The organism is Scopulibacillus darangshiensis, assembly GCF_004341035.1.
Classification (GTDB): domain Bacteria; phylum Bacillota; class Bacilli; order Bacillales; family Sporolactobacillaceae; genus Scopulibacillus; species Scopulibacillus darangshiensis.
On record NZ_SLXK01000009.1, the window covers coordinates 15,103 to 35,459 of the forward strand.

A 20,357-nucleotide genomic window follows, 5' to 3' on the forward strand; every position below is an offset into this window, starting at 1 on the left:
TTATGACCTCTTTGCAGGTATGGTTATTAAAACGGTTGTCCCTTGTAAATAAGTACTTTCTATTGTGACACCGAATGGTTTGCCATAATAGAATTGCAGTCGTTTATGAACATTATTTAGACCAAAGCCGCGGTCATTCAGATGATCCCGATCATCGCTGGATAACTGTGAACGGATGTCGGCTAATTTCTCTTCGGTCATCCCGATTCCATTATCAATGATTTCTATTCTGATTTGGTCTTTTAAAATGTCCTTACCTGTAATTCTAATCGATCCAATCCCGCGTTTATTTTTTATGCCATGATACAGTGCGTTTTCAACGACAGGCTGTAATGTAAGCTTTAGGATGTTGCAATCATAAATTTTTGGGTCAATATCGATTTGAAAATCGAATATATCATTGTATCTCATTTTTAAAATGGTTAAGTAATTCCTGACGTGTTCTATCTCGTCCTTTAATAGGATCTGATCTCTGCCTTTGCTAAGCGTAATGCGAAAAAAGTGTGATAGTGATTTCACCAATTCAATGACTTCCCGGCTTTTTTTTGCTTCTGCCATCCAAACAATCGAATCGAGAGTGTTATATAAAAAATGGGGATTAATTTGAGCTTGCATGGCGCGGATTTCAGCCTTTTTTATTTGTTTCTGTTCTTTAATGCTGTTGTTTATAAGCGCCCTAATTTTTTTTAGCATGATATTAAAACTATTGCCAAGGTCAGCAATTTCATCTTGGCTATGATTAATCACCTTGGTATCCAGATGGCCTGCAGCAGCTTGTTCCATCTTCCCCTTCAAATCCAAAATAGGGCGGGTTAGCCGTGACGAAATGAAGAAATACAAGATAATAGCAAACAACGTGCTTAGGAAAACGCTAATAAATATAAAATGCCGTATATCATATGCTGCCTTCATGACTTGATTCAGCGGGGCCTCGCCAATAACCTTCCAGCCAGTTAATCGTGAAGTTGAGTAAACAACAAATTGACGGCCCTGGTTCGAATGCTCAATAAAGTTTCCTTTTTTGTTAGTAAGAACGGTCTGCATATTTTTCAGATGATAATGGGTGGCGTTCTTCACTTTTGTTGGCATAAAAATGGGATTGCCTTTCCTCTCAACTATATAAAAGTGGCCAGTATTGCCCAGTTTTGCATCACTGCAAAATGTCTTAAATAAAGCGGCGTCTATATCTATTGTCATAAACCCGATAACTTCGTTTGTAATGGTATGTTTAACGGCCATCATGATCGATACCGTCGGGTGTTTTGCTTCTGATGTATGGTCCGATGATATAATCAATGGTTCGTTTGGATTGTTTAATATATTTAGGAATTTTTTGTTTTTCATTTCATCAGTACTACGTTTATAAACACCTTTTCTTTCACTAATACCTCTTCCATAGCGATTGATAATCTTAACATCGATAATTTTATTTGTGAATTTATAGGTTTCTCTTAAGAGATTAAATGTATTTAATATGTCCTTGGCCTCTTCATATGTATCGCCATCTGTTGTTAAAAAGTGGAGAACGCTTTGATTGTCAGCGAGTTCGACATATTGCTTTTCAATATCTTGAACAAAAGTGTCAATTTTACGTGAGACGCTTTCAGCGATCAGTGAACTGGAAGCAATGCTATGATCCCAAACGGTTTGATATGACTTCATATAAGAAATGATGCCTACGATGATAAGCGGGACCGCCGTTAAGATGATAAACATTGTTAATAACTTTGTTCTAAGGCTTATTGTAGGCCATTTTGTTTGCATCATTTTAACCTTTCCATTCAGGGAAGATATGTTTATTAAATATTTTAACAAATATCTTCTTAGTGTAAAGATAAAAATTTACACTATTCAAAATAAGTTACACTATTCAACTTCAGATTCTTTAATTAGCAAAATAAATCGCAAAAAAATCAAATTTAATTCCATTTATCCTGGCATGTAAGCGCTCTATAATTTTATGTACATGATAAATATATTTCGAATTTAGGGGGATTCAAATGAAAAGAATGATGAGGGTTGGCTTACTTATAGGCGTTGTGTTTGTGCTCGCTCTGATGGCAGCGTGCAATGGCGGCGGTTCCGCCGCTTCCGAAGGGAAAAAAGATGATAAGAAAATTGTGATTGGTTTTTCGCAAATCGGTGCTGAAAGCGGATGGCGGACAGCGGAGACTAAGTCAATTAAAGAAATGGGCAAAAATGATCCAGAAATTGAACTTAAGTTTTCTGATGCACAGCAAAAGCAATCAAATCAAATTAAAGCGATTCGCTCATTTATTGCTCAAAAGGTCGATGTGATCGCTTTGGCTCCGGTGGTTGAAACCGGGTGGGAGAAAGTTCTCAGAGAAGCAAAAAGGGCAAAAATCCCTGTGGTTTTGTTAGACCGAAGAATTAAGGTTGATGATGACTCACTATATACCACCTTTATTGGGTCTGACTTCATTGAAGAAGGCAAAAATGCAGCTAAATATCTTGCTAATTTGATCGGTCCTGATAAAAAGGTGAATATCGTTGAACTGCAAGGCACAGTCGGTGCAAGCGCCATGATTGAAAGACAAAAGGGATTTGCTGAACAGCTCAAAAAATATCCAGGTTATAAAATAAAAAAATCGGAAACGGCTGATTTTACAAGATCAAAGGGGAAAGAAGTCATGGAAGCGTTCTTAAAAGCAGATGGGAAAAACATTGATGCCGTATTCGCACATAACGATGATATGGCCATGGGTGCAATTCAGGCAATTGAGGAGTACGGACTTAAGTCCGGAAAGGATATTAAGATTGTTTCCGTTGATGGAATTAAGGATGCCTTTCAAGCAATTAAAGATGGCAAGTCAAACATAACTGTTGAATGTAATCCGCTACTCGGGCCACAGCTCGCGCAAGTAGCAAAGGAATTACGTGATGGCAAGAAGGTAGACAAATGGATCAAATCTAAAGAGGATGTATACGAAGGTCAAAAAGCGATTGACGCCTTGCCAGATAGAAAATATTAATCTTTTTAAAATAGATGATGGATCATGAAAAGGTCTGATTCGTCATTTATTTTGCCAAATAAGGGACATGTGACATTTTTAATACAAGGAGAATGAGGTATGGATACAACAACGATTTTAAAAGCGGCGGGGGTAAGTAAGTTTTTCCCAGGTGTCAAAGCGTTGTCCAAGGTGAATTTCACATTAAGAAGGGGTGAAATTCATGCGCTAATGGGGGAAAATGGTGCCGGGAAATCAACGCTCATTAAAGTTATGACAGGTGTTCAAAAACCTAATGAAGGAACGATATTATTCAACGATAAAAGGATCTCACCGAAAACACCCCAAGAGGCGCAAAACATAGGGATTAGTACGGTTTATCAGGAAATAAACTTATGCCCAAATATTTCAGTAGCGGAAAATATTTTTATTGGAAGACTCCCGAAAAAAAACGGGAAAATTGACTGGAATACGATGAATGAACAGGCAAAACAAATTCTTGAAAGACTTCATATTCAAATTGATGTATCCCGCCTCGTCTCCTCTTACTCTATCGCTATCCAACAAATGATAGCGATCGCCCGTGCTGTTGATATGTCTTCGGGTGTATTAATACTTGATGAGCCAACCTCAAGCTTGGACAGCCGAGAAGTACAAGAATTATTTAAGATTATGAGAAAACTTAAGAATGAAGGTATGGCAATTATTTTCGTTTCCCATTTTCTTAAGCAAGTCTTTGAGATATCCGACCGTATGACGGTGTTAAGAAATGGGTTGTTGGTAGGGGAGTACAAAACCTCTGAGCTTACGCAGACTCAGCTTGTTGCCAAAATGGTAGGAGGTACATCAGTGACAAGTGAAGAACTGCCCAACAAAAGAAGGAAGCCAAGAGTGATGGAAGGCCAAACTTTCTTAAAGACTAATGGTTTAGAGAAACATGGCTCTATAGAAGCGTTTGATTTGGCTATTCGAACCGGGGAAGTGATCGGGATTGCGGGACTTCTCGGTTCCGGAAGAACTGAAATGGCTAAGCTAATTTTTGGCATTGATCAGGCTGATCAAGGCAATATCACGATAGACAATAACATGATGACATTAATGTACCCAAGAAAAGCGATTAAAAATGGCATCGCATTTTGTCCAGAGGATCGAAAAGTAGAGGGTGTTGTTGAAGATCTGACGATTCGGGAAAATATCGTGCTTGCGTTGCAGGCAAAACGCGGCTATTTTTCATATATGCCTTTAAAAAAGCAGTGCCAGTTGGCACAGAAGTACATTGATCTGTTAAAGATTAAAACACCGAGTATGGAACAAAAAATCGGTAATTTAAGTGGCGGAAATCAGCAAAAAGTCATTTTAGCACGGTGGCTCACCACAAATCCAAAATTACTCATTCTTGATGAGCCGACGAGAGGCATAGATATTGGTGCAAAAGGGGAGATTCGCAGAATTATCTTGTCTTTAGCGGCTGAAGGGATGACGATTTTATTAATTTCTTCAGAATTAGAAGAGCTCGTTAGGTGTTGTGACCGTGTTGTCATTCTTCGCGACCGTTCGCTAATTGGTCAATTAGAAGGGGATGGCATAACGGAAACTAAAATAATGAAATTGATAGGCGAAGGAGGTGTCAAAGCGGCAAATGAAGACATTGGTTAAAAGGTTTGCACAATCGAAAATGTTTTGGCCTCTGATCGCACTGATATGTATTATCATCATTAACCTTATTTTAATACCAGGCTTTTTCGACATTAAGATTTATAACGGCCATTTATTTGGAAGTCCAATTGATATTTTAAATCGTATGACACCTCTTCTCATCATTTCGTTAGGCATGACATTGGTCATCGCGAAGGAGGGTATCGATATTTCAGTCGGTTCAGTTCTAGCTATATCAGCAACAACCGCAGCGACGCTTATCCAAAGCCATTCGATTTTCATAGCATTACTTGCAGCAATAGGGGTTGGGGTGCTTTGTGGCATTTGGAATGGGGTGCTTGTCGCATATATAGGTGTTAACCCTATGGTAGGTACACTTATATTAATGACTGTAGGCCGTGGCATTGCTCAACTTATTTCAAATGGCCAAATCATAACAGTTCACAGTAAAGCCTATCATTTTATAGGTGCAGGGTATTTATTGGGATTTCCTTTTTCGGTATTTGTTGCAGTCGTTTGTTTTATTCTGTTGTATTTTCTCATGAGGAAAACCGCAATGGGGCTTTTCTTGGAAGCGGTAGGGGGAAATCAAACATCAAGCAGGTTCGCAGGCATCAATGTTAAAAAAATAATGTTCATTGTCTATGTCGTTAGCGGGATTTGTGCTGCCATTGCCGGTATTCTTATTAGCTCAAATGTAAATAGTGCCGATGCAAACAATGCGGGATTATGGATTGAGCTTGACGCTATTCTTGCAGTCGTAATAGGTGGAACGTCGATGAGCGGTGGGAGGTTTTATCTTGGTGGTACCGTTGTTGCTGCACTATTTATTCAGACAATAACAACAACAATCTACACCATGGGTATACCTCCGGAAACGGTGATGGTCGCCAAAGCGGTTATTGTCATCATTGTTTGCCTTCTTCAATCCAATGCGTTCAGGGAAATGTTTATGCGTAAGAAGGCGGTCGAGGTATGAAAATAAAATTTCAAATTGGTGGAAACAACATTACGATTCTTGCAACATTGCTTTTATTTATTGTTTTGTTTGGAAGCGGCTCGATTCTTTATGAGGGTTTCTTTTCTTTGCAGGTCTTTTTAAATTTGTTCATTGACAATGCCTATTTAATCATTGTTGCAACTGGCCTTGCTTTTGTCATTATTACTGGAGGTATTGATCTCTCTGTAGGGGCAATGGTGGCACTGGTCAGTACAATTATTGCTTTCCTCTTAAAGCAAGGGGTAAACCCTTATCTTGTCATCATTTTTGTGCTTATTATTGGGGTTTTATTCGGCTTTGCCCAGGGTTTTCTTATTACTCGTTTTCACCTCCATCCCTGGATTGTGACATTGGCAGGCATGTTTTTTGCTAGGGGATCAGCGCAATTAATTAGTACAGATAACATCGCGGTTAATAATAAGTTATTTTTAAAGTTTTCCGAGATTATAATCCCCTTTCCAGGTGGCAGTTTCTTGTCTATAGGTGCAGTTGCAGCAATCATCATTGTTGTCGCTGGAGTATATGTTGCGAAGTTTACGTCATTTGGAAGAAATGTCTACGCTTTAGGCGGGAATGAACGGTCAAGTTTGTTGATGGGTCTACCTGTAAGGAGAACGAAAGTCATGGTTTATATGCTAAGCGGCTTTTGTTCCGCGTTAGCGGGTATTGTCTTTACGGTTTACACCTTATCCGGTTTTGCTATGCATTTATTAGGCATGGAAATGGATGCGATTGCAGCATGTGTCATTGGCGGCATTTTATTAACAGGAGGTTATGGTCATATCATAGGACCATTGCTTGGCACATTAAGCACTGGGGTTATTCAAACGATTATTACTTTTCAAGGGACGCTTAGCTCCTGGTGGACAAAAATTGTCATTGGCCTATTATTATGCCTCTTTATTGTCCTTCAGAAATTGATAGTGACGGGGAAATTCAAGTATAGAAGCACAAAGGTGAGTAGGAAAGAGGAAATCAAGGCGGAAAAGCGATCAAGTATATAAATGCTTGAGGGTTGTTTTCTATTAAAGGAGGTGATGTGAGCTGTCAAACTAGAAGTTAGGTGAGTTGTAAAAATAAAGACAAAAAACAGAGGAGGATGTCAATGTGTCATAAAAAATCACTTTCAATTTTTATGTTAATCGTACTTGTTGTGATGCAAATCATTGGGGGACTGCCAAATCGTACGATTGCAGAAGAAAACGGCAATGATTCCGAACCAATGCATGGCTTGAAAGCCGAATATTATACAAGTTCGGCGGACGGTGCTTTTGATTTCGATCAATTAAAGAAAACAGTTGTAGATCCGAATCTTGATTTTGCGGATTTAAATCCAACGTTTAAATCCCTTGCTAATCAAGAGGATAATGTCACCGTTCGCTGGACGGGAAAAATTCAGCCGAAATACAATGAAGACTACACCTTTCATATGATTGGTGACAATGGTTTTCGATTGTGGGTGAATGGAAAGCTTATCATTGATCACTGGGTTGATGATTGGGAGAAAGAACAAACAAGTCAGCCTATTTCATTAGAAGCAGGGAAGAAATACAGCATTAAGGTTGAGTATTTTGAACACTTTGGGGGAGCCAACCTGCATCTGAGTTGGTCAAGTGCAAGTCAACCTAAGGAAATCGTTCCTTGGAGTGCTTTTTACCTTCCCGAAGATTTCCATTATGCCGGCCCGGTATCTTCAGAGGTTAATAAGAATGGAGACATTGTAGTGTTAGACTTCCCTAAAGATCTGAAGCCATTACCGGAAGATGCTGCTGATCATTTTAAATTGATGGGCAGAAGTGTTCCGGTTAAGGCTGCTACATTGAAAAAGGGTGATCCATCGACAGTCATCCTGCGTTTAAACTACGCTGTTACGAAGCCAACTAAGAATGTTAGGGTGATTTATGACGGAGAGTCGAGTATTACCTATAAAGATGGAAACGAATTGCCTTATTTTAATACGTTTGCGGTAAACCATTCAACATATATTATCTCGTCACAGTGGGCAAAGGATGTGTCGAAGGATCATCCACTGAATGAATATCCTCGCCCGCAGATGAAGCGTGGTCAGTGGATGAACCTGAATGGGGAGTGGCAATTTGAAGCAGCTTCTGAGGGTGATTCAGTCCCAACGGGAAAAAAATTAAATGGAAAAATTCTTGTACCATTCCCGGTTGAGTCGAGATTATCTGGTGTTGAAAAAGATATCGACCGTATGTGGTACAAGCGTCAATTTGATATTCCGAAGGGTTGGAATGGTCAGCAAGTTCTGTTACATTTCGGGGCTGTTGATTGGCAAGCAACCGTCTTTATAAATGGTCATGAAGTTGGTGCTCATAAGGGCGGCTATGATTCATTTACTTTTGATATTACGAAGTATCTCAGAAAGGGTAACAATGAGTTGATTGTTGGAGTCAGTGATGTGACAACTGAAGATCATGCCATTGGAAAGCAAAGAGAGAATCCGGGAGGTATTTTCTACACGTCTGTATCAGGAATATGGCAGACGGTGTGGCTGGAAGACGTGTCTAAGGCACATATGTCTGAACTAAAAATGAAGCCTGATATTCACAACAATGTTTTAAAATTATCCGTCTTGGGACAGAACCTTGATGGAAAAACGGTGAAAGCTACTGCGTATATGAATGGTAAAGCGGTGGGCACTGTCAGTGGAAAAGCAGGGGATGAAATAAAGGTCCCAGTGCCTAATGCGAAATTATGGTCACCGAGTGAGCCTGTCTTATATGACCTCAAGGTAAAATTGAAGGATGGTTCCAAAACAGTGGACAAGGTCAGCAGCTATTTCGGCATGAGGGAAATCAAACTGGGTAAGGTTGGCGGAAAAATACGTCCAATGGTTAACGGTAAGTTTGTCTTCCAAATGGGGCCGCTTGATCAAGGCTTCTGGCCGGCTGGTATTTATACAGCTCCGACGGATGAAGCATTAAAATTCGATATTCTGAAGACTAAGCAGTTGGGATATAATATGATCCGTAAGCATGTGAAGATAGAACCTCAACGTTGGTATTACTGGGCTGACAAATTAGGTATTTTGGTTTGGCAAGATATGCCGAGCATGTTTAACGCCAATGCGGAAGCCGAGGCGAATAAACAATTCAAAACGGAAATGCAGCAAATGGTGAACGAGCACTTCAATCATCCTTCCATCACACAATGGACTGTCTTTAATGAAGGATGGGGCCAGCATGACACGAAAGCATTGACCGATATGGTGGAAGCCATGGATCCGACGCGTCTCGTTAACAATTCCAGTGGCTATAACGTCGGTACTGCCACCGATAGTGGAACAGGCGATGTTATCGATCCCCATTGTTATGTAGGGCCATGTGGGCCGGCACCGAGTTCAACACGGATGGCTGTTGTCGGTGAATTTGGCGGACTTGGTTTGGCGATTCCTGGCCATATGTGGGCTACCGAATCAGGCTTTTCCTACGACAGCCAGCAGGACCAAAAGGAATTAACGAATAATTATGTGGAATTAATAGAAAAGGCCAAGGAATTTAAGGCAGATCCAGGTGTTAGCGGTGCAGTTTACACCCAAACCACGGATGTCGAAGGTGAACACAATGGATTATTGACTTATGATCGTAAAGTGTTAAAGATGGATTTGAAAAAGGTACGTAAAGTGAATGAAGAATTAACGGATACAACAAGTATTTCATCTATTCGTTACCTCGTGACAAGGTATCAGAAATACGGACAAATCAAACATGGATTGGCCAAACAGTTGATAAATAGCCTTAAACAGGCACAGCGTCACCTAGACAAAGGAAAGAAAAACTTGGCAATAAAAAGTATGAAAAACTTTGATAAACATCTCAATAAGAACAATGGTATCTCGAAAACGGTCCAAGATGTATTAAATGTCGATTCGAACTTGTTAATTGAGAAGTGGTAATGAAGGAAATCCTAACAACCAAATGTAAAGCTCCTAACTGTTTAAAATAGACTAGGAGCGATGTCACCGCCTGGCTACTGTTGAATATGAGAGTCAGGTGGTTCTTTTTGGTGGTTACATCTCATTATTGGGGAGTTCCATTTATGAGGAACGCCAAACGCTGTGTATGGCCTTTATTAGTTGCAAAGGTTTATCAACATATCGAAAGAATAAAGAGGACCGGCTATTTAAGTAGGATTCGGAATGATTCATGATTTGGATAATTCCAATAAAGGGATTTTAATTATTATGTTGAATTCTGAAAGTATAGGTAAAGTATTGAAGTTAATTTAGGGAGGAATTAAATGAAGCTTAAAAAATTGATTGTTAAAAACTTTCGAGGACTAAAAGGGGACCAAAATGTCATTGATTTTGAAAACTCTGATATCATTTTTCTGATTGGAAAAAACAATAATGGTAAGTCTACTTTCTTACATGCATATAACTTTTTTGTAGAGCCGAAGACCAAAGCGGTTTTGTCCGATTTCTGTAATAAGGATAATTCTGTTCCAATTGAAATTAGTGGAATATTTGTTGTGGAAAAAGATGATGAGAAGGATAAAACACTACAAAAAAATGACCCTGATTGGATAAATAAATGGGTTGATGAAGAAGGCTTTATTAAAATCAAAAAGGTTTGGTCGAATGAAAGCGAGGAAGGGAAAAAGGAAACCTTTAATCCTAGTACCAAGGAATTTGAAGAAGGTGGTTTTGGTGGCTTTGATACCTTACTAAAAAGGTATGCTCCAACTGCGATATATATAAATGCCATATCAGACCCTCAGGAACTTGAAAAACAAATCAATGATATAATAACCAAAAACCATATAAAAAAGCTTGAAACTCAGTATTCAGATAAATACACAAGTATTATAGAAAGCTTAAATGAATTAAAAAATGAAATATCTAAATCTGATGATATCAATGACATTAATGAAAAAATGAACGGTTTCTTTTCTAATATTTTCCCTAAACTTAAACTAGAAATTTATTCAATTCCAGATTCCGGCATAGATATATCTAAGACTTTAAAATCAACACATGGCCTTAGCGTTACAGAGCTGGAAGTATTAGAAAATGTGTATGACTTAAAAAATAATGGTCATGGCGTAATGAGACAAGCTTTCTTTAGTTTTCTATCAACATTAGGGGCGAACTTAAACGAAAAACGGAAAGAGTATCTAATTCTTTTTGAAGAACCGGAATTATACCTACATCCCGAAGCTATCTTTTCCTTACGTGACCAGTTGTATAAATTAGCACAAAATAGTCCCTTTCAAATCCTTTGTGCGACTCATTCTTCTTTAATGATTGATACGTCTAAACCACATTCTTCATTAGTTAGATTAGCAAAAGAGAGCAATAGAAATACTAAGACGTACCAGGTAGAATTTGATATTTTTGAAGGTGAAGAAAAAAGCCAATTACAAATGATAAATAGATTCAATCCGCATATTTGCGAATGTTTTTTTGCAGAAGAGGTAGTCCTAGTAGAAGGTGATACAGAAGCGATCATCTATCGTGAATTAATTGAACGGTTTTTTAAAGACCAAAAAGATGTATTTGTTCTTAATACCGGTTCAAAAGCAAATATGGTTTTTTATCAAAAAATATTAACGCACTTTGGAATTAAGCATATTATTGTACATGATGCCGATTCGCCAACATATTTAACGAAAGATAATAAAGAAAAAATTAATGCAATGTGGACTTATAACAATAGCATATGGGACCAAATAAATAGTTCTAATAATGAAATCCAAGATATTTCTAGAAGGTATGTCCACATTAGTAACTTTGAAGAGGCTCATGGTTATAAGGAAAATAAATCTAAGGGTAAACCTTTAAGTGCATACGAGTTTTCCAAAAGTATACCGTATGAGTCCAATCTTCCATGTATTAAGTTTTTGAAAGATCTTTTTTCAGACTCACAAATAAATCATACTCAAGAAGAAGTTGAGTCTGTTTATGGTGATATTAAGAATGTAGATGTGGAAAAAGAAAAAGTCCCAACTAAATTTCACCATTCTCAGGTATAACAATACTTGGGATTAACACTTTTATAAGATGCTTTGGGGTACATTTCCATTATTCATATGTGAATGGATTTCTGAAGGGGAGATCCCCTTCAGGGTTGTGTTTTGGATAAATCTGTTGGTTAATATCTATTATGTGGAATAAACTCCCTTCTGTAAATCTTCCCTACTCCGCCTTCACCCCAGCAACCGACTCATAAAGCTCATGTGCTTTATCCACGGAATATCCCTTTTTGACAATCGAATGAATCGCTTGGATCATGGCGACAGGGTGCTCTGATTGCCAGATGTTGCGGCCCATATCAACGCCGGCAGCTCCTTGTGCGATAGCGTTATAGGTGATGTCAAGTGCTTCACGCATGGTGTCGAACTTTGGCCCGCCGGCAATGACAATCGGTACGGGGCATGTGCTTGTGACTTTTTCGAAATTCTCGCAGTAATACGTTTTGACAATGTCGGCCCCCATTTCGGCGCCAATTCTTGACGCAAGGGCGAGGAACCGTGTTTCACGTTTTTGCAGTTCTTTTGCTACAGCTGTGATGGCAAGGACGGGGATACCGTAGTCATGGGCTTCAGTGACCACATTTGCAAGATTAGTAACAGTTTGTGTTTCATAGTCAGAACCAACAAAAATAGAAACACCCACACCAACAACATTATGGCGGATCGCCTCTTTAACAGGGGTTACAAGCCTTTCATTTGCCAAATCCGCTCCAACAACACTGGCGCCGCCGGACACCCGCATGAGCATCGGTTTGCTGCAGTCATCTGGAATGCACGAAGTTAGGCTGCCTCTTGTAAGAAAAAGAGAATCAGTAAAAGGCATGAGTTCCTCCACTGTTTCTCCGGGCTTTTCCAGACCGTGGACTGGACCTAGGAAGTAGCCGTGATCAATAGCCAACATGACAGTTTTCCCATTAGGTAGAATGGTGTTCATTCTATTTTTTAATCCCCAACTCATTTATTCTTCACTCCCATGTAATTTTGGATTATCAACATTAATTGAATCCCTTGCCTCAATATGAGGTGATTTTATAAAAACAGCCTTGAAATCTTGCTCGGAACTGTTTATCAAATAATGTGATTCTGTTGGTCTAACTTGGAGCATATCACCTTGCTTCATCGGTACATGATGATCATTTATATAAAAATCAATAGCCCCTTCTAATACATAAAAGATTTCTTCACATGTTGTATGATAATGGTTTTGAAAGTCTTGGCCTGGTTTGAGTACAACGACTCCGACATCAACGTTCGGTCCTTTTGTTAAATATTTGGGACCGTTATCGCCAAATCGAAAACTACGTTCATGCTCACCTACTTTAAACATACCAGTCATCTCCTTTCATATTTTATAATCCAGGTGCTTTCCACATATGCTCAGTTAGACCGGCATCGGAAAGCTCAAGCTGCTTTTTATAAACAGTTCGCCATTTTTCGTAATAGCCTTTGTACGCTTCATGATTTTCCATGTTTGGCTGATGCAATCTCTCCCATTTAACAGCTTTTTTTATCCCCTCATTTATATTTTTGAATAACCCTACACCGACGCCAGCCATAATGGCGGTTCCTAATGCAGCTGCCTCCTTTTCAACAGGTATTTTTACCGGAACGCCTAGAACGTCAGACAGCGTTTGGCTCCATAGCTCGCCCTTTGCGGCACCGCCGGCGAAAATGACTTCCTCCGGAAAATAACCTGTGGCTTCCTCAATAAGTTTCAAATTTCCTAAAGTCGTAAAAGCGGCATTTTCCTGTATGGATCTAAAAATTTCCTTTTTACCGCACTTTTGTGGTTCAAGACTTAGGTTCAAGAAAGAGGGCGAAGCGTGCCGCCAGGAAATATAATTCATGACATCGGAAAAAATAGGGATGATGCCGTGTGATCCAATTGGGACGTCTTTTGCTTTTTCTTCTAGGATAGCGTAGGCGTCTCTGCCTGTTCTTGTTGCCTCTATTTTTTCTTCCGCACAAAAAGCATCGCGGAACCATCTCATTACAAGACCCGGGAAAAAGGAAATCGTTTCAACTTGCCAAAGGTCTTTTACTGCATGACAGTTAATACGTATACGACACTGTGCATCTATTGCTGGTTTTCCGACATTGACTTCCTGCTGCCAGAAACTCCCCCCGCAGACAAATACTTGCCCTTCACTAATTGAGCCTGCTCCAACAGAGGCTAATTGAGCATCACCGCCGCCGCTAACAACTGGTATACCAACATACAAGCCAGTCTGCCTTGCTGCTTCCGCTGTTACCGAACCTAGCATTACCCCGGCTTCATTAACTGGGGGGAGAAGTGAATCCTTAATACCGCAAAGGTCCATAATCGTTGAACGCCAATTTCTTTCTTGCAAATGGAATATTCCAGTTGTACAACCGTTCGAAGGATCAACTTGCAGCTCTCCAGTTAACTTATATAGGATCCAATCATTGAGCATCGTAATAGAAGCGGCTTTTTCATAAAGGACTGGTTTATTGCGTTTTAACCATAAAAGTCTCGGCAGTGCACCAAGGGCGAAAGTTTGACCTGAAAGATTGTAAATCTTTTGTTCAAGCTCTGGGTCCTTCTGTTTTAGAAGCATCACCTCTTCGAAGGCGCGCGCATCGACATTTGCACAGGCCCATATCTCATTTCCTTTATCATCATAGAGTACAAAGCCTTCACGCATACTCGTTGCACTAATTGCTTTTATACCATCAGCTTGTAAGTTAGATTGTCTAAGAATCTCTGAAATACACAGCTTTATAATTTCCCAGTTTCGTACATAGTCAAAATCCATTGAACCCGGGTACGCGGGGTCGGGCCGATGCTCCCATTCATATTGGGAACAAGCTACTTGTTTGCCGCCCGTGTCATATAAAACACCCCGGACACTTCCAGTTCCAGCGTCAAACGCCAGAATATAGTCCATGTTGATCCACCTCCTTAGAGATAAGTGACGAAGCTGTCTTTTCATCAGTTATAAGTGTTTGGATATAACCGCCCCTTAGAGCGGAGCCAATTGCGTCAATCTTTGATGCGCCTCCGGCAACAGCAATGACATTTTTCATCTCTCTTAATTTAGTAATTGAGGTTCCGATCAAACGCTCATGATGCGGCAACTGCAGTTCCTTGCCGTTTTCTTCAAAGAATTGACCAAGAATATCACCAACTGCCCCTTGTTGTTCCATGTATTTAAATTCGTTAATGGTCATTTTTTCTTCTCTAATAAGTGTTGCATCGGGTTTCAATCCGCCGACACCCACAATCACATACTTAGATAATAATGCGAGGTCCAGAATCGTTCCTACAGAAGGTTCGGATAAAAGGCTTTGTGCCATATTGGCTGTAGAGGCTAGAAAGGGTGCTGGAATGATGTGTATTCGGCCATGAAATTTATCCAAACCTCCATCTCCAAGATTGCCGCCTTTTTGCAAATAATAATTGACACCACCTGTTAAAGTGACAAGTGATACCTCACTGTTCGGTTCAATTGAAAGATGTTCAATGGTGTGTGATACAGCTTCTCCCCAACCCAAACCAATCAAGTCATTTGGCTCAAGCTTGCCTTCAATATATTGCGCAGCAGCTTTTCCCAAAGACTCACTTAAATTCTTTTTAGGTGTAGGTATGACAAATGCATTAGCTAGCTGGAAAGTCTCTTTCAATTGATTTTCTATGCCGAGGCAGTTTGTTCCATTTCCCTTAATGTTAATCTGCACAATACCTTCCGTGCGCGCCTTATCAAGAAGCCGCACAACTTTGTTCCGCGATAGATCTAGTAATTCAGCAATTTCACTTTGAGTTAATTGGTCTTTGTAATAGTACCAAGCCACTTTAATCATCAAGTTCATGGCATAATCATCGGTTTTCATTTGTTACCCACCTCTCAAAAGACCAGCACTTAAACAAAGGTTTAATCAAAAATTTAATATCATATCTTTTGTCCAACTAGGCTTAGCTCTAGTTGCCCGCAAGATATCTGTAATTGATTCATATTAATTGAATAGCAAAAACATGTTTCTTTTATCCAAAAAGCAAACAAAATTTTATGGCGTGAAAAAAAGTCCGGAATTTAGGCAAGATTATTCCTCGCGACAATATATTTATTTAGTAAAAGGCAGGTGAGAGTGATGGACTATGATGAAAGCCCTGTTCTAATGAAGATGAAGACGGTCTTTAAAGCATTTGCCAGCCAGCCAGTTCTCCAGGGGGTGAGTCTTTCCTTAAATCATGGGGAAATTTTAGCCCTCATTGGTGGTAATGGTGCTGGAAAGTCGACACTTATGAAAATCATTGCAGGGCTGTACAAGGCAGATTCAGGTGACATCGAGATAGAAGGTGAGGAAGTTAAATTTTCGGCACCGGCAGATGCCCATAAAAAAGGTGTTTATCTTGTTCCACAGGAACCCATGATTTTTCCAAACATGACGATTGAAGAGAATATTATGATTGGAATGCCTGTTCCTCCGGGTGTTGTGCGGAAGAGGATAAAAGATGAAGTCAAAAGGTTGGATTGGCATTTAGACACTGAGCGACTGGCGTCAACTTTGTCTATTGCAGAGCAGCAGCTAGTTGAAATTTTACGAGGACTGGTCCGCCAGGCTGACATTCTCATTCTTGATGAGCCAACATCAACACTGACATTTGGAGAAATCAATTCACTGTTTAAAATAGTTAATTCGTTAACTAAAGAGGGATTGGGCGTTATTTATATCACACACCGATTTTCTGAAATATTCCAATTAGCTGATTCAGTAGCTGTCTTAAGGGGCGGTGTGATTTCATTACAAGGACCAGTTACTGATTTTACCTATAAGAAGCTGGTCGAGGCGCTCATGCCGATCGATAAAAGGTCTAGCGGGTCTGAGGAAAATCACCATAGTTCGATGGCGAATACTGCCATGTCAACAAATGAACAGCCGATTCTATCCGTTCATAAACTTTTTGGAGAGCGCTTTCATGATGTTTCATTTGACCTTTTCCCTGGAGAAATTCTTGGCGTTGCGGGCGTTGTAGGAGCAGGCAGAACTGAATTGGCCGAAGCAATATTTGGCCTCGCGCCATGGACTTCAGGGACTGTGACATTGCTTGGTGACCCGATAGCAAAAAAGTCGATTCGCACAAGGATGAACAAAGGGCTTGTTTATGTACCCGAAGACCGCCATTCTCATGGGGTGTTTAGGATCGCATCCATTAAAAAAAATATGACATCAACGATCCTTCATCGATTCAAAAGCATCTTTTTACCTTTCAAAAAGGAAAAAGAAATAACGCAGGAATATATGTCCGCTCTAGAAATAAAGTCGGTTGGGGAGAATGCCGAATTATCTTCGCTATCAGGCGGCAATCAGCAAAAGGTTGTCTTGGCAAAATATCTTGTAACCCATCCTAAAGTGATTATCTTAGATGAACCGACGCGCGGCATTGATGCAGGCTCCAGGGAGGATATTTATAAAATCATAACTGAGTTACAAAGTAATGGGCTTTCAGTCATGTTGATTTCTTCAGATATTGAAGAAGTGGTGCGCTTATCAGACCGTGTTTTGGTCATGTATGAAGGGCGTATTGAAAGAATCATAAAAAAACAGGATCTCTCAATAGATGCCATTACCAGTGCAGCCTTTGGTGTTAAGAAAGAGGTGGTCACATAATGCCATTTATTATAAAGCTAATTAAGGCTAGAGAAGTGTCTATTATGATCTTTATGGCTGCTTTTTTTATCATTGCCGGGGCAATCAATCCGGAATTTCTAACAGGAAGTTCCCTTTCACTGTTATTAAAAAGCAGTATGATTCTCCTTCTATTGGCTATTGGCCAATCCTTTGTCCTTATTACAGGAGATATTGATGTGTCAGTTGGGTCGACTATGGGTTTGTCCGCTGCCGTTTGCGGGGCCCTTCTTGTAAATGGCATACCTTTTTGGGGGATGTGCCTTGCTGTATTAATGGTGGGGCTTATCATTGGATTTATTAATGGCGTTGGTGTCGCCCAATTTAGGGTGCCGGCCATTATTATGACACTCGGGATGCTTGGAATAATCAGGGGTGCCATGTTGATTTTTACTGGCGGGAAATGGATAGAAGATATTCCAAATTATTATAAAAAGCTTTCGAGTTTAGATTTTTTGGGATTAAACTTAGCTGTTTGGATAGGCCTTGTAATAATGGTTATCATCCATTTGATTTTGACTAGAACAAAGTTCGGTCGAAACTTTTTTGCGGTAGGAGACAATGTGGAAGGGGCAAGAATGGTCGGGCTCCCTGTCAAAAGGGTGAAAATTCTTGCATTTATGTTTTCTGGTATCTCAGCTTCGTTTGCTGCCTTAATTTTCGTTATGAACATCGGGTTTATTCCTAATGAGACAGGAAGCGGCATTGAACTTCAGGTTATTGCAGCAGCTGTTTTAGGAGGAGTAAGTCTTACCGGGGGTGTGGGATCGGTTATAGGTGCAGGACTAGGTGCAGTGTTCTTAACAACGATAAGCAGTTCACTTGTTTATATGAAGGTTCCGGCTTACTGGAATAACACTATATCGGGTTTCCTCCTATTAATCATTGTGGTGGGTGATGCTAAGCTCTCACAATTTGTTAAAAATCGAACATCCCGCAAAAGTAAATTTAACAAACCGGTTGAATTGGATGGGAAAGAAGGTGATAGCCATGCAAAATCTAATAAGGTACTTATGTAAATGGGAGCTGGCACTCGTTCTTCTTTTAATTATAGAATTGATCGTATTTGGCTCAATCACACCGGGATTTCTTAATGTGGGAAATATTTTATATAGCTTAAATGACTTCGTATATATTGGCATTGCAGCGATACCGATGACCTATGTCATTTTAACCGGAGGAATTGATGTTTCGGTTGGAGCTGTTATGGGACTATCATCGATTACAGCGGGAGTGATATGGAGCCATGGAGCAAACATTTGGATTGCGGTTATTATTGCGTTATTAGCAACTGTAGTAGGAGGGCTTATTAATGGGTTGATAGTTGCCTTCACCGGGGTTCAACCACTTGTTGTCACTTTGGGAACAATGTTTTTGTACTCCGGAATAGCTTTGGTTATTTCAGGTGGATCAAGTGCAAGCGGTTATGAAGGGATAAGCGGCTTCCCGGAAAATTTCGTTCAGTTAGCAAACAGTACAATTCTAGGGATCCCAAACCCTATTATACTTCTAATCATATTAATGGCTTTCTTTGGGGCAGTCCTTCATTTTACACCCTATGGAAGACATGTTGTTTTAGTAGGGATCAATATTAAGGCTGCCAGATACAGCGGCATCCGGACAAGGTGGACAGTAGTGAGCACGTACCTATTAGCTGGTTTGGGAGGTGGTCTTGGTGGATTGATTTTAACTTCCTATTTTGGTTCAGCACGGTCTGACTTAGGATCGGAAGCCATTTTACCTGTTATCACAGCAGTGGTTTTGGGAGGAACGAGTATTTTTGGCGGTAAAGGAAGCGTTATTGGCACAGCTATTGCAAGTATTGTTATTGGATTTTCTCAGTACGGTCTACAGATGGCAAGTATGTCAAGTGAGCAAACAAGTGTCGTTATTGGGGTGTTACTAATTCTTGCTGTTGTAATGAGGCAAGGAAATTGGCGGGAAATAAAAAGAAGGCTGGTTTCAAAGAAAATACCTGATAACTCAAAAAGGGGTGCTGTCTAATGAGGGGAAAAAACGGGTTAGTTTTGATTCTTGTCGTTATGTTATTTGTTGGTATTATAACTGGTTGCGGTGCAAATAAAGGTTCCTCTAGTTCAGCGGGGTCAAATACGGAAAAAAAGGAGAGGAAGGATGTTAAATTAGCTTTTATTCCTAAACTGACAGGGGTTGGATTCTTTACCTCGGGCGGTGAGGGAGCGAAGGAGATGGCGGATAGCCTGGGAGTTAAGTTGAAATATGATGGTCCGACAGAAGCTACCGTAGCAGGGCAGGTGCAATATATTAATAGGTTTGTGAATCAAGGTTATGATGCGATTATGGTGTCGTCTACCTCTGTTGATGGATTAAATCAAGCATTGGATCGAGCCAAAAAACGAGGGGTTAAAGTCCTAACTTGGGACTCTGATGTTAACCCAAAGCACCGCAATTTTTATATCGATCAAGGGACACCTGATCAATTGGGTGAACTGCTTGTAAAAATGACAGCAGATCAGGTTGATGATAAAGCTAGAGTTGCCTTTTTCTATTCGAGTCCAACTGTAACCGACCAAAATCAGTGGGTTAAGAAAGCAAAAAAAATTATTGCTGAGAAACACCCGGGATGGGAAATTGTAACGACCCAATATGGTGAAAATAACGCTCAGAAATCCCTTTCTGTCGGAGAAAGCATCTTAAAAACATATCCAGATATTGATGCTGTTATCTGTCCAGATGCCACAGCACTTCCGGCAATGGCTCAAGCCACCGAAAATCAGGGCAAAGGCGGTAAAGTAGCGATCACGGGTTTCTCCACACCGAATGTTATGAGGGATTTTGTTAAACGCGGCACGGTTAAACAGTTTGGACTATGGGATGTTAAAAAACAAGGGGCATTAGCTGCTTATGTGGCGTATCTAATGACTGCAGAGGGCAAAAATCTGAAAGTCGGTGACAGCTTTAATGTCCCAGGTATTGGCAAAGTAAAAATTCAACCGAATACGATCCAAGGCTACAAATATACCGCAAAAGACAGCGGCATTATTCTACTGCCTGAGAGAGTTATTTTTACAAAGGATAATATTGATGATTATGATTTTTAATGTACT

14 protein-coding genes and 1 pseudogene are annotated in these 20,357 nt (G+C 40.0%); 10 read left to right on the top strand and 5 right to left on the bottom strand.

Features of this window, described 5'->3' with window-relative positions:
- On the bottom strand, positions 1–1,767 hold the full coding sequence (locus tag EV207_RS08145; protein ID WP_132745531.1) for a cache domain-containing sensor histidine kinase: 1,767 nt from the start codon (positions 1,765–1,767) through the stop codon (positions 1–3).
- A 233-nt stretch (positions 1,768–2,000) separates the two neighbouring features.
- On the opposite strand from EV207_RS08145, the gene EV207_RS08150 reads away from it, so the two are divergent.
- From EV207_RS08150 to EV207_RS08175, 6 genes are all read left to right on the top strand, one after another.
- Positions 2,001–2,993, top strand: a complete 993-nt coding sequence (locus EV207_RS08150) for an ABC transporter substrate-binding protein (RefSeq protein WP_132745532.1) — start codon at positions 2,001–2,003, stop codon at positions 2,991–2,993.
- 99 nt (positions 2,994–3,092) lie between these two features.
- A complete protein-coding gene (locus EV207_RS08155; RefSeq protein ID WP_132745534.1) occupies positions 3,093–4,628 on the top strand; it encodes a sugar ABC transporter ATP-binding protein in 1,536 nt (511 codons plus the stop codon).
- On the top strand, positions 4,612–5,607 hold the full coding sequence (locus EV207_RS08160; protein WP_132745536.1) for an ABC transporter permease: 996 nt from the start codon (positions 4,612–4,614) through the stop codon (positions 5,605–5,607). Before EV207_RS08155 ends, EV207_RS08160 begins: the two co-directional genes overlap by 17 nt.
- The gene (gene yjfF / locus EV207_RS08165) at positions 5,604–6,632 is read left to right on the top strand and encodes a galactofuranose ABC transporter, permease protein YjfF (RefSeq protein WP_132745538.1); all 1,029 of its coding nucleotides are present in this window, start codon (positions 5,604–5,606) and stop codon (positions 6,630–6,632) included. Before EV207_RS08160 ends, yjfF begins: the two co-directional genes overlap by 4 nt.
- Before the next feature lie 101 nt (positions 6,633–6,733).
- Entirely contained in the window at positions 6,734–9,544 is a 2,811-nt protein-coding gene (locus tag EV207_RS08170) for a PA14 domain-containing protein (protein ID WP_165886874.1), read from the top strand.
- 344 nt (positions 9,545–9,888) lie between these two features.
- Positions 9,889–11,622 carry an ATP-dependent nuclease gene (locus EV207_RS08175; RefSeq protein WP_132745542.1) on the top strand — a complete coding sequence of 578 codons (1,734 nt, stop codon included), beginning with the start codon at positions 9,889–9,891 and terminating at the stop codon, positions 11,620–11,622.
- Positions 11,623–11,785: 163 nt separating this feature from the next.
- Here EV207_RS08175 and lsrF read toward each other — a convergent pair whose 3' ends face one another.
- Genes lsrF through EV207_RS08195 form a run of 4 tightly spaced genes read right to left on the bottom strand, consistent with a single transcriptional unit; the run spans position 11,786 to position 15,474 of the window.
- On the bottom strand, positions 11,786–12,580 hold the full coding sequence (gene lsrF, locus EV207_RS08180; RefSeq protein WP_132745544.1) for a 3-hydroxy-5-phosphonooxypentane-2,4-dione thiolase: 795 nt from the start codon (positions 12,578–12,580) through the stop codon (positions 11,786–11,788).
- On the bottom strand, positions 12,581–12,949 hold the full coding sequence (locus tag EV207_RS08185) for a cupin domain-containing protein (protein WP_132745546.1): 369 nt from the start codon (positions 12,947–12,949) through the stop codon (positions 12,581–12,583).
- Between the two features lie 22 nt (positions 12,950–12,971).
- A complete protein-coding gene (gene lsrK / locus EV207_RS08190; RefSeq protein WP_132745548.1) occupies positions 12,972–14,531 on the bottom strand; it encodes an autoinducer-2 kinase in 1,560 nt (519 codons plus the stop codon).
- The gene (locus tag EV207_RS08195) at positions 14,509–15,474 is read right to left on the bottom strand and encodes a sugar-binding transcriptional regulator (protein ID WP_132745550.1); all 966 of its coding nucleotides are present in this window, start codon (positions 15,472–15,474) and stop codon (positions 14,509–14,511) included. Before EV207_RS08195 ends, lsrK begins: the two co-directional genes overlap by 23 nt.
- Positions 15,475–15,732: 258 nt before the next feature.
- Between EV207_RS08195 and EV207_RS08200 the strand changes: the two genes are divergently transcribed.
- The 4 genes and pseudogenes from EV207_RS08200 (at position 15,733) to lsrB (ending at position 20,351) form a co-directional block, all read left to right on the top strand.
- Positions 15,733–17,253 carry a sugar ABC transporter ATP-binding protein gene (locus tag EV207_RS08200; RefSeq protein ID WP_132745552.1) on the top strand — a complete coding sequence of 507 codons (1,521 nt, stop codon included), beginning with the start codon at positions 15,733–15,735 and terminating at the stop codon, positions 17,251–17,253.
- Positions 17,253–18,200: pseudogene (locus EV207_RS08205) on the top strand (ABC transporter permease subunit); the annotation flags it as partial. The gene EV207_RS08200 and the pseudogene EV207_RS08205, both read left to right, overlap by 1 nt.
- Positions 18,201–18,273: 73 nt before the next feature.
- Positions 18,274–19,275 carry an ABC transporter permease gene (locus tag EV207_RS08210; RefSeq protein ID WP_132745696.1) on the top strand — a complete coding sequence of 334 codons (1,002 nt, stop codon included), beginning with the start codon at positions 18,274–18,276 and terminating at the stop codon, positions 19,273–19,275.
- The gene (lsrB, locus tag EV207_RS08215; RefSeq protein ID WP_132745556.1) at positions 19,275–20,351 is read left to right on the top strand and encodes an autoinducer 2 ABC transporter substrate-binding protein LsrB; all 1,077 of its coding nucleotides are present in this window, start codon (positions 19,275–19,277) and stop codon (positions 20,349–20,351) included. Before EV207_RS08210 ends, lsrB begins: the two co-directional genes overlap by 1 nt.
- The last annotated feature ends 6 nt before the right edge of the window (positions 20,352–20,357 follow it).

Bases quoted from the DNA above. Each gene is read 5' to 3' on its own strand.
- EV207_RS08195 (WP_132745550.1), bottom strand. From the start codon at position 15,474: ATGAAAACCGATGATTATGCCATGAACTTGATGATTAAAGTGGCTTGG.
- EV207_RS08185 (WP_132745546.1), bottom strand. From the start codon at position 12,949: ATGTTTAAAGTAGGTGAGCATGAACGTAGTTTTCGATTTGGCGATAAC.
- EV207_RS08145 (WP_132745531.1), bottom strand. From the start codon at position 1,767: ATGATGCAAACAAAATGGCCTACAATAAGCCTTAGAACAAAGTTATTA.
- lsrB (WP_132745556.1), top strand. From the start codon at position 19,275: ATGAGGGGAAAAAACGGGTTAGTTTTGATTCTTGTCGTTATGTTATTT.
- EV207_RS08175 (WP_132745542.1), top strand. From the start codon at position 9,889: ATGAAGCTTAAAAAATTGATTGTTAAAAACTTTCGAGGACTAAAAGGG.
- EV207_RS08200 (WP_132745552.1), top strand. From the start codon at position 15,733: ATGGACTATGATGAAAGCCCTGTTCTAATGAAGATGAAGACGGTCTTT.
- EV207_RS08160 (WP_132745536.1), top strand. From the start codon at position 4,612: ATGAAGACATTGGTTAAAAGGTTTGCACAATCGAAAATGTTTTGGCCT.
- EV207_RS08170 (WP_165886874.1), top strand. From the start codon at position 6,734: ATGTGTCATAAAAAATCACTTTCAATTTTTATGTTAATCGTACTTGTT.
- lsrF (WP_132745544.1), bottom strand. From the start codon at position 12,580: ATGAGTTGGGGATTAAAAAATAGAATGAACACCATTCTACCTAATGGG.
- lsrK (WP_132745548.1), bottom strand. From the start codon at position 14,531: ATGGACTATATTCTGGCGTTTGACGCTGGAACTGGAAGTGTCCGGGGT.
- EV207_RS08150 (WP_132745532.1), top strand. From the start codon at position 2,001: ATGAAAAGAATGATGAGGGTTGGCTTACTTATAGGCGTTGTGTTTGTG.
- yjfF (WP_132745538.1), top strand. From the start codon at position 5,604: ATGAAAATAAAATTTCAAATTGGTGGAAACAACATTACGATTCTTGCA.
- EV207_RS08155 (WP_132745534.1), top strand. From the start codon at position 3,093: ATGGATACAACAACGATTTTAAAAGCGGCGGGGGTAAGTAAGTTTTTC.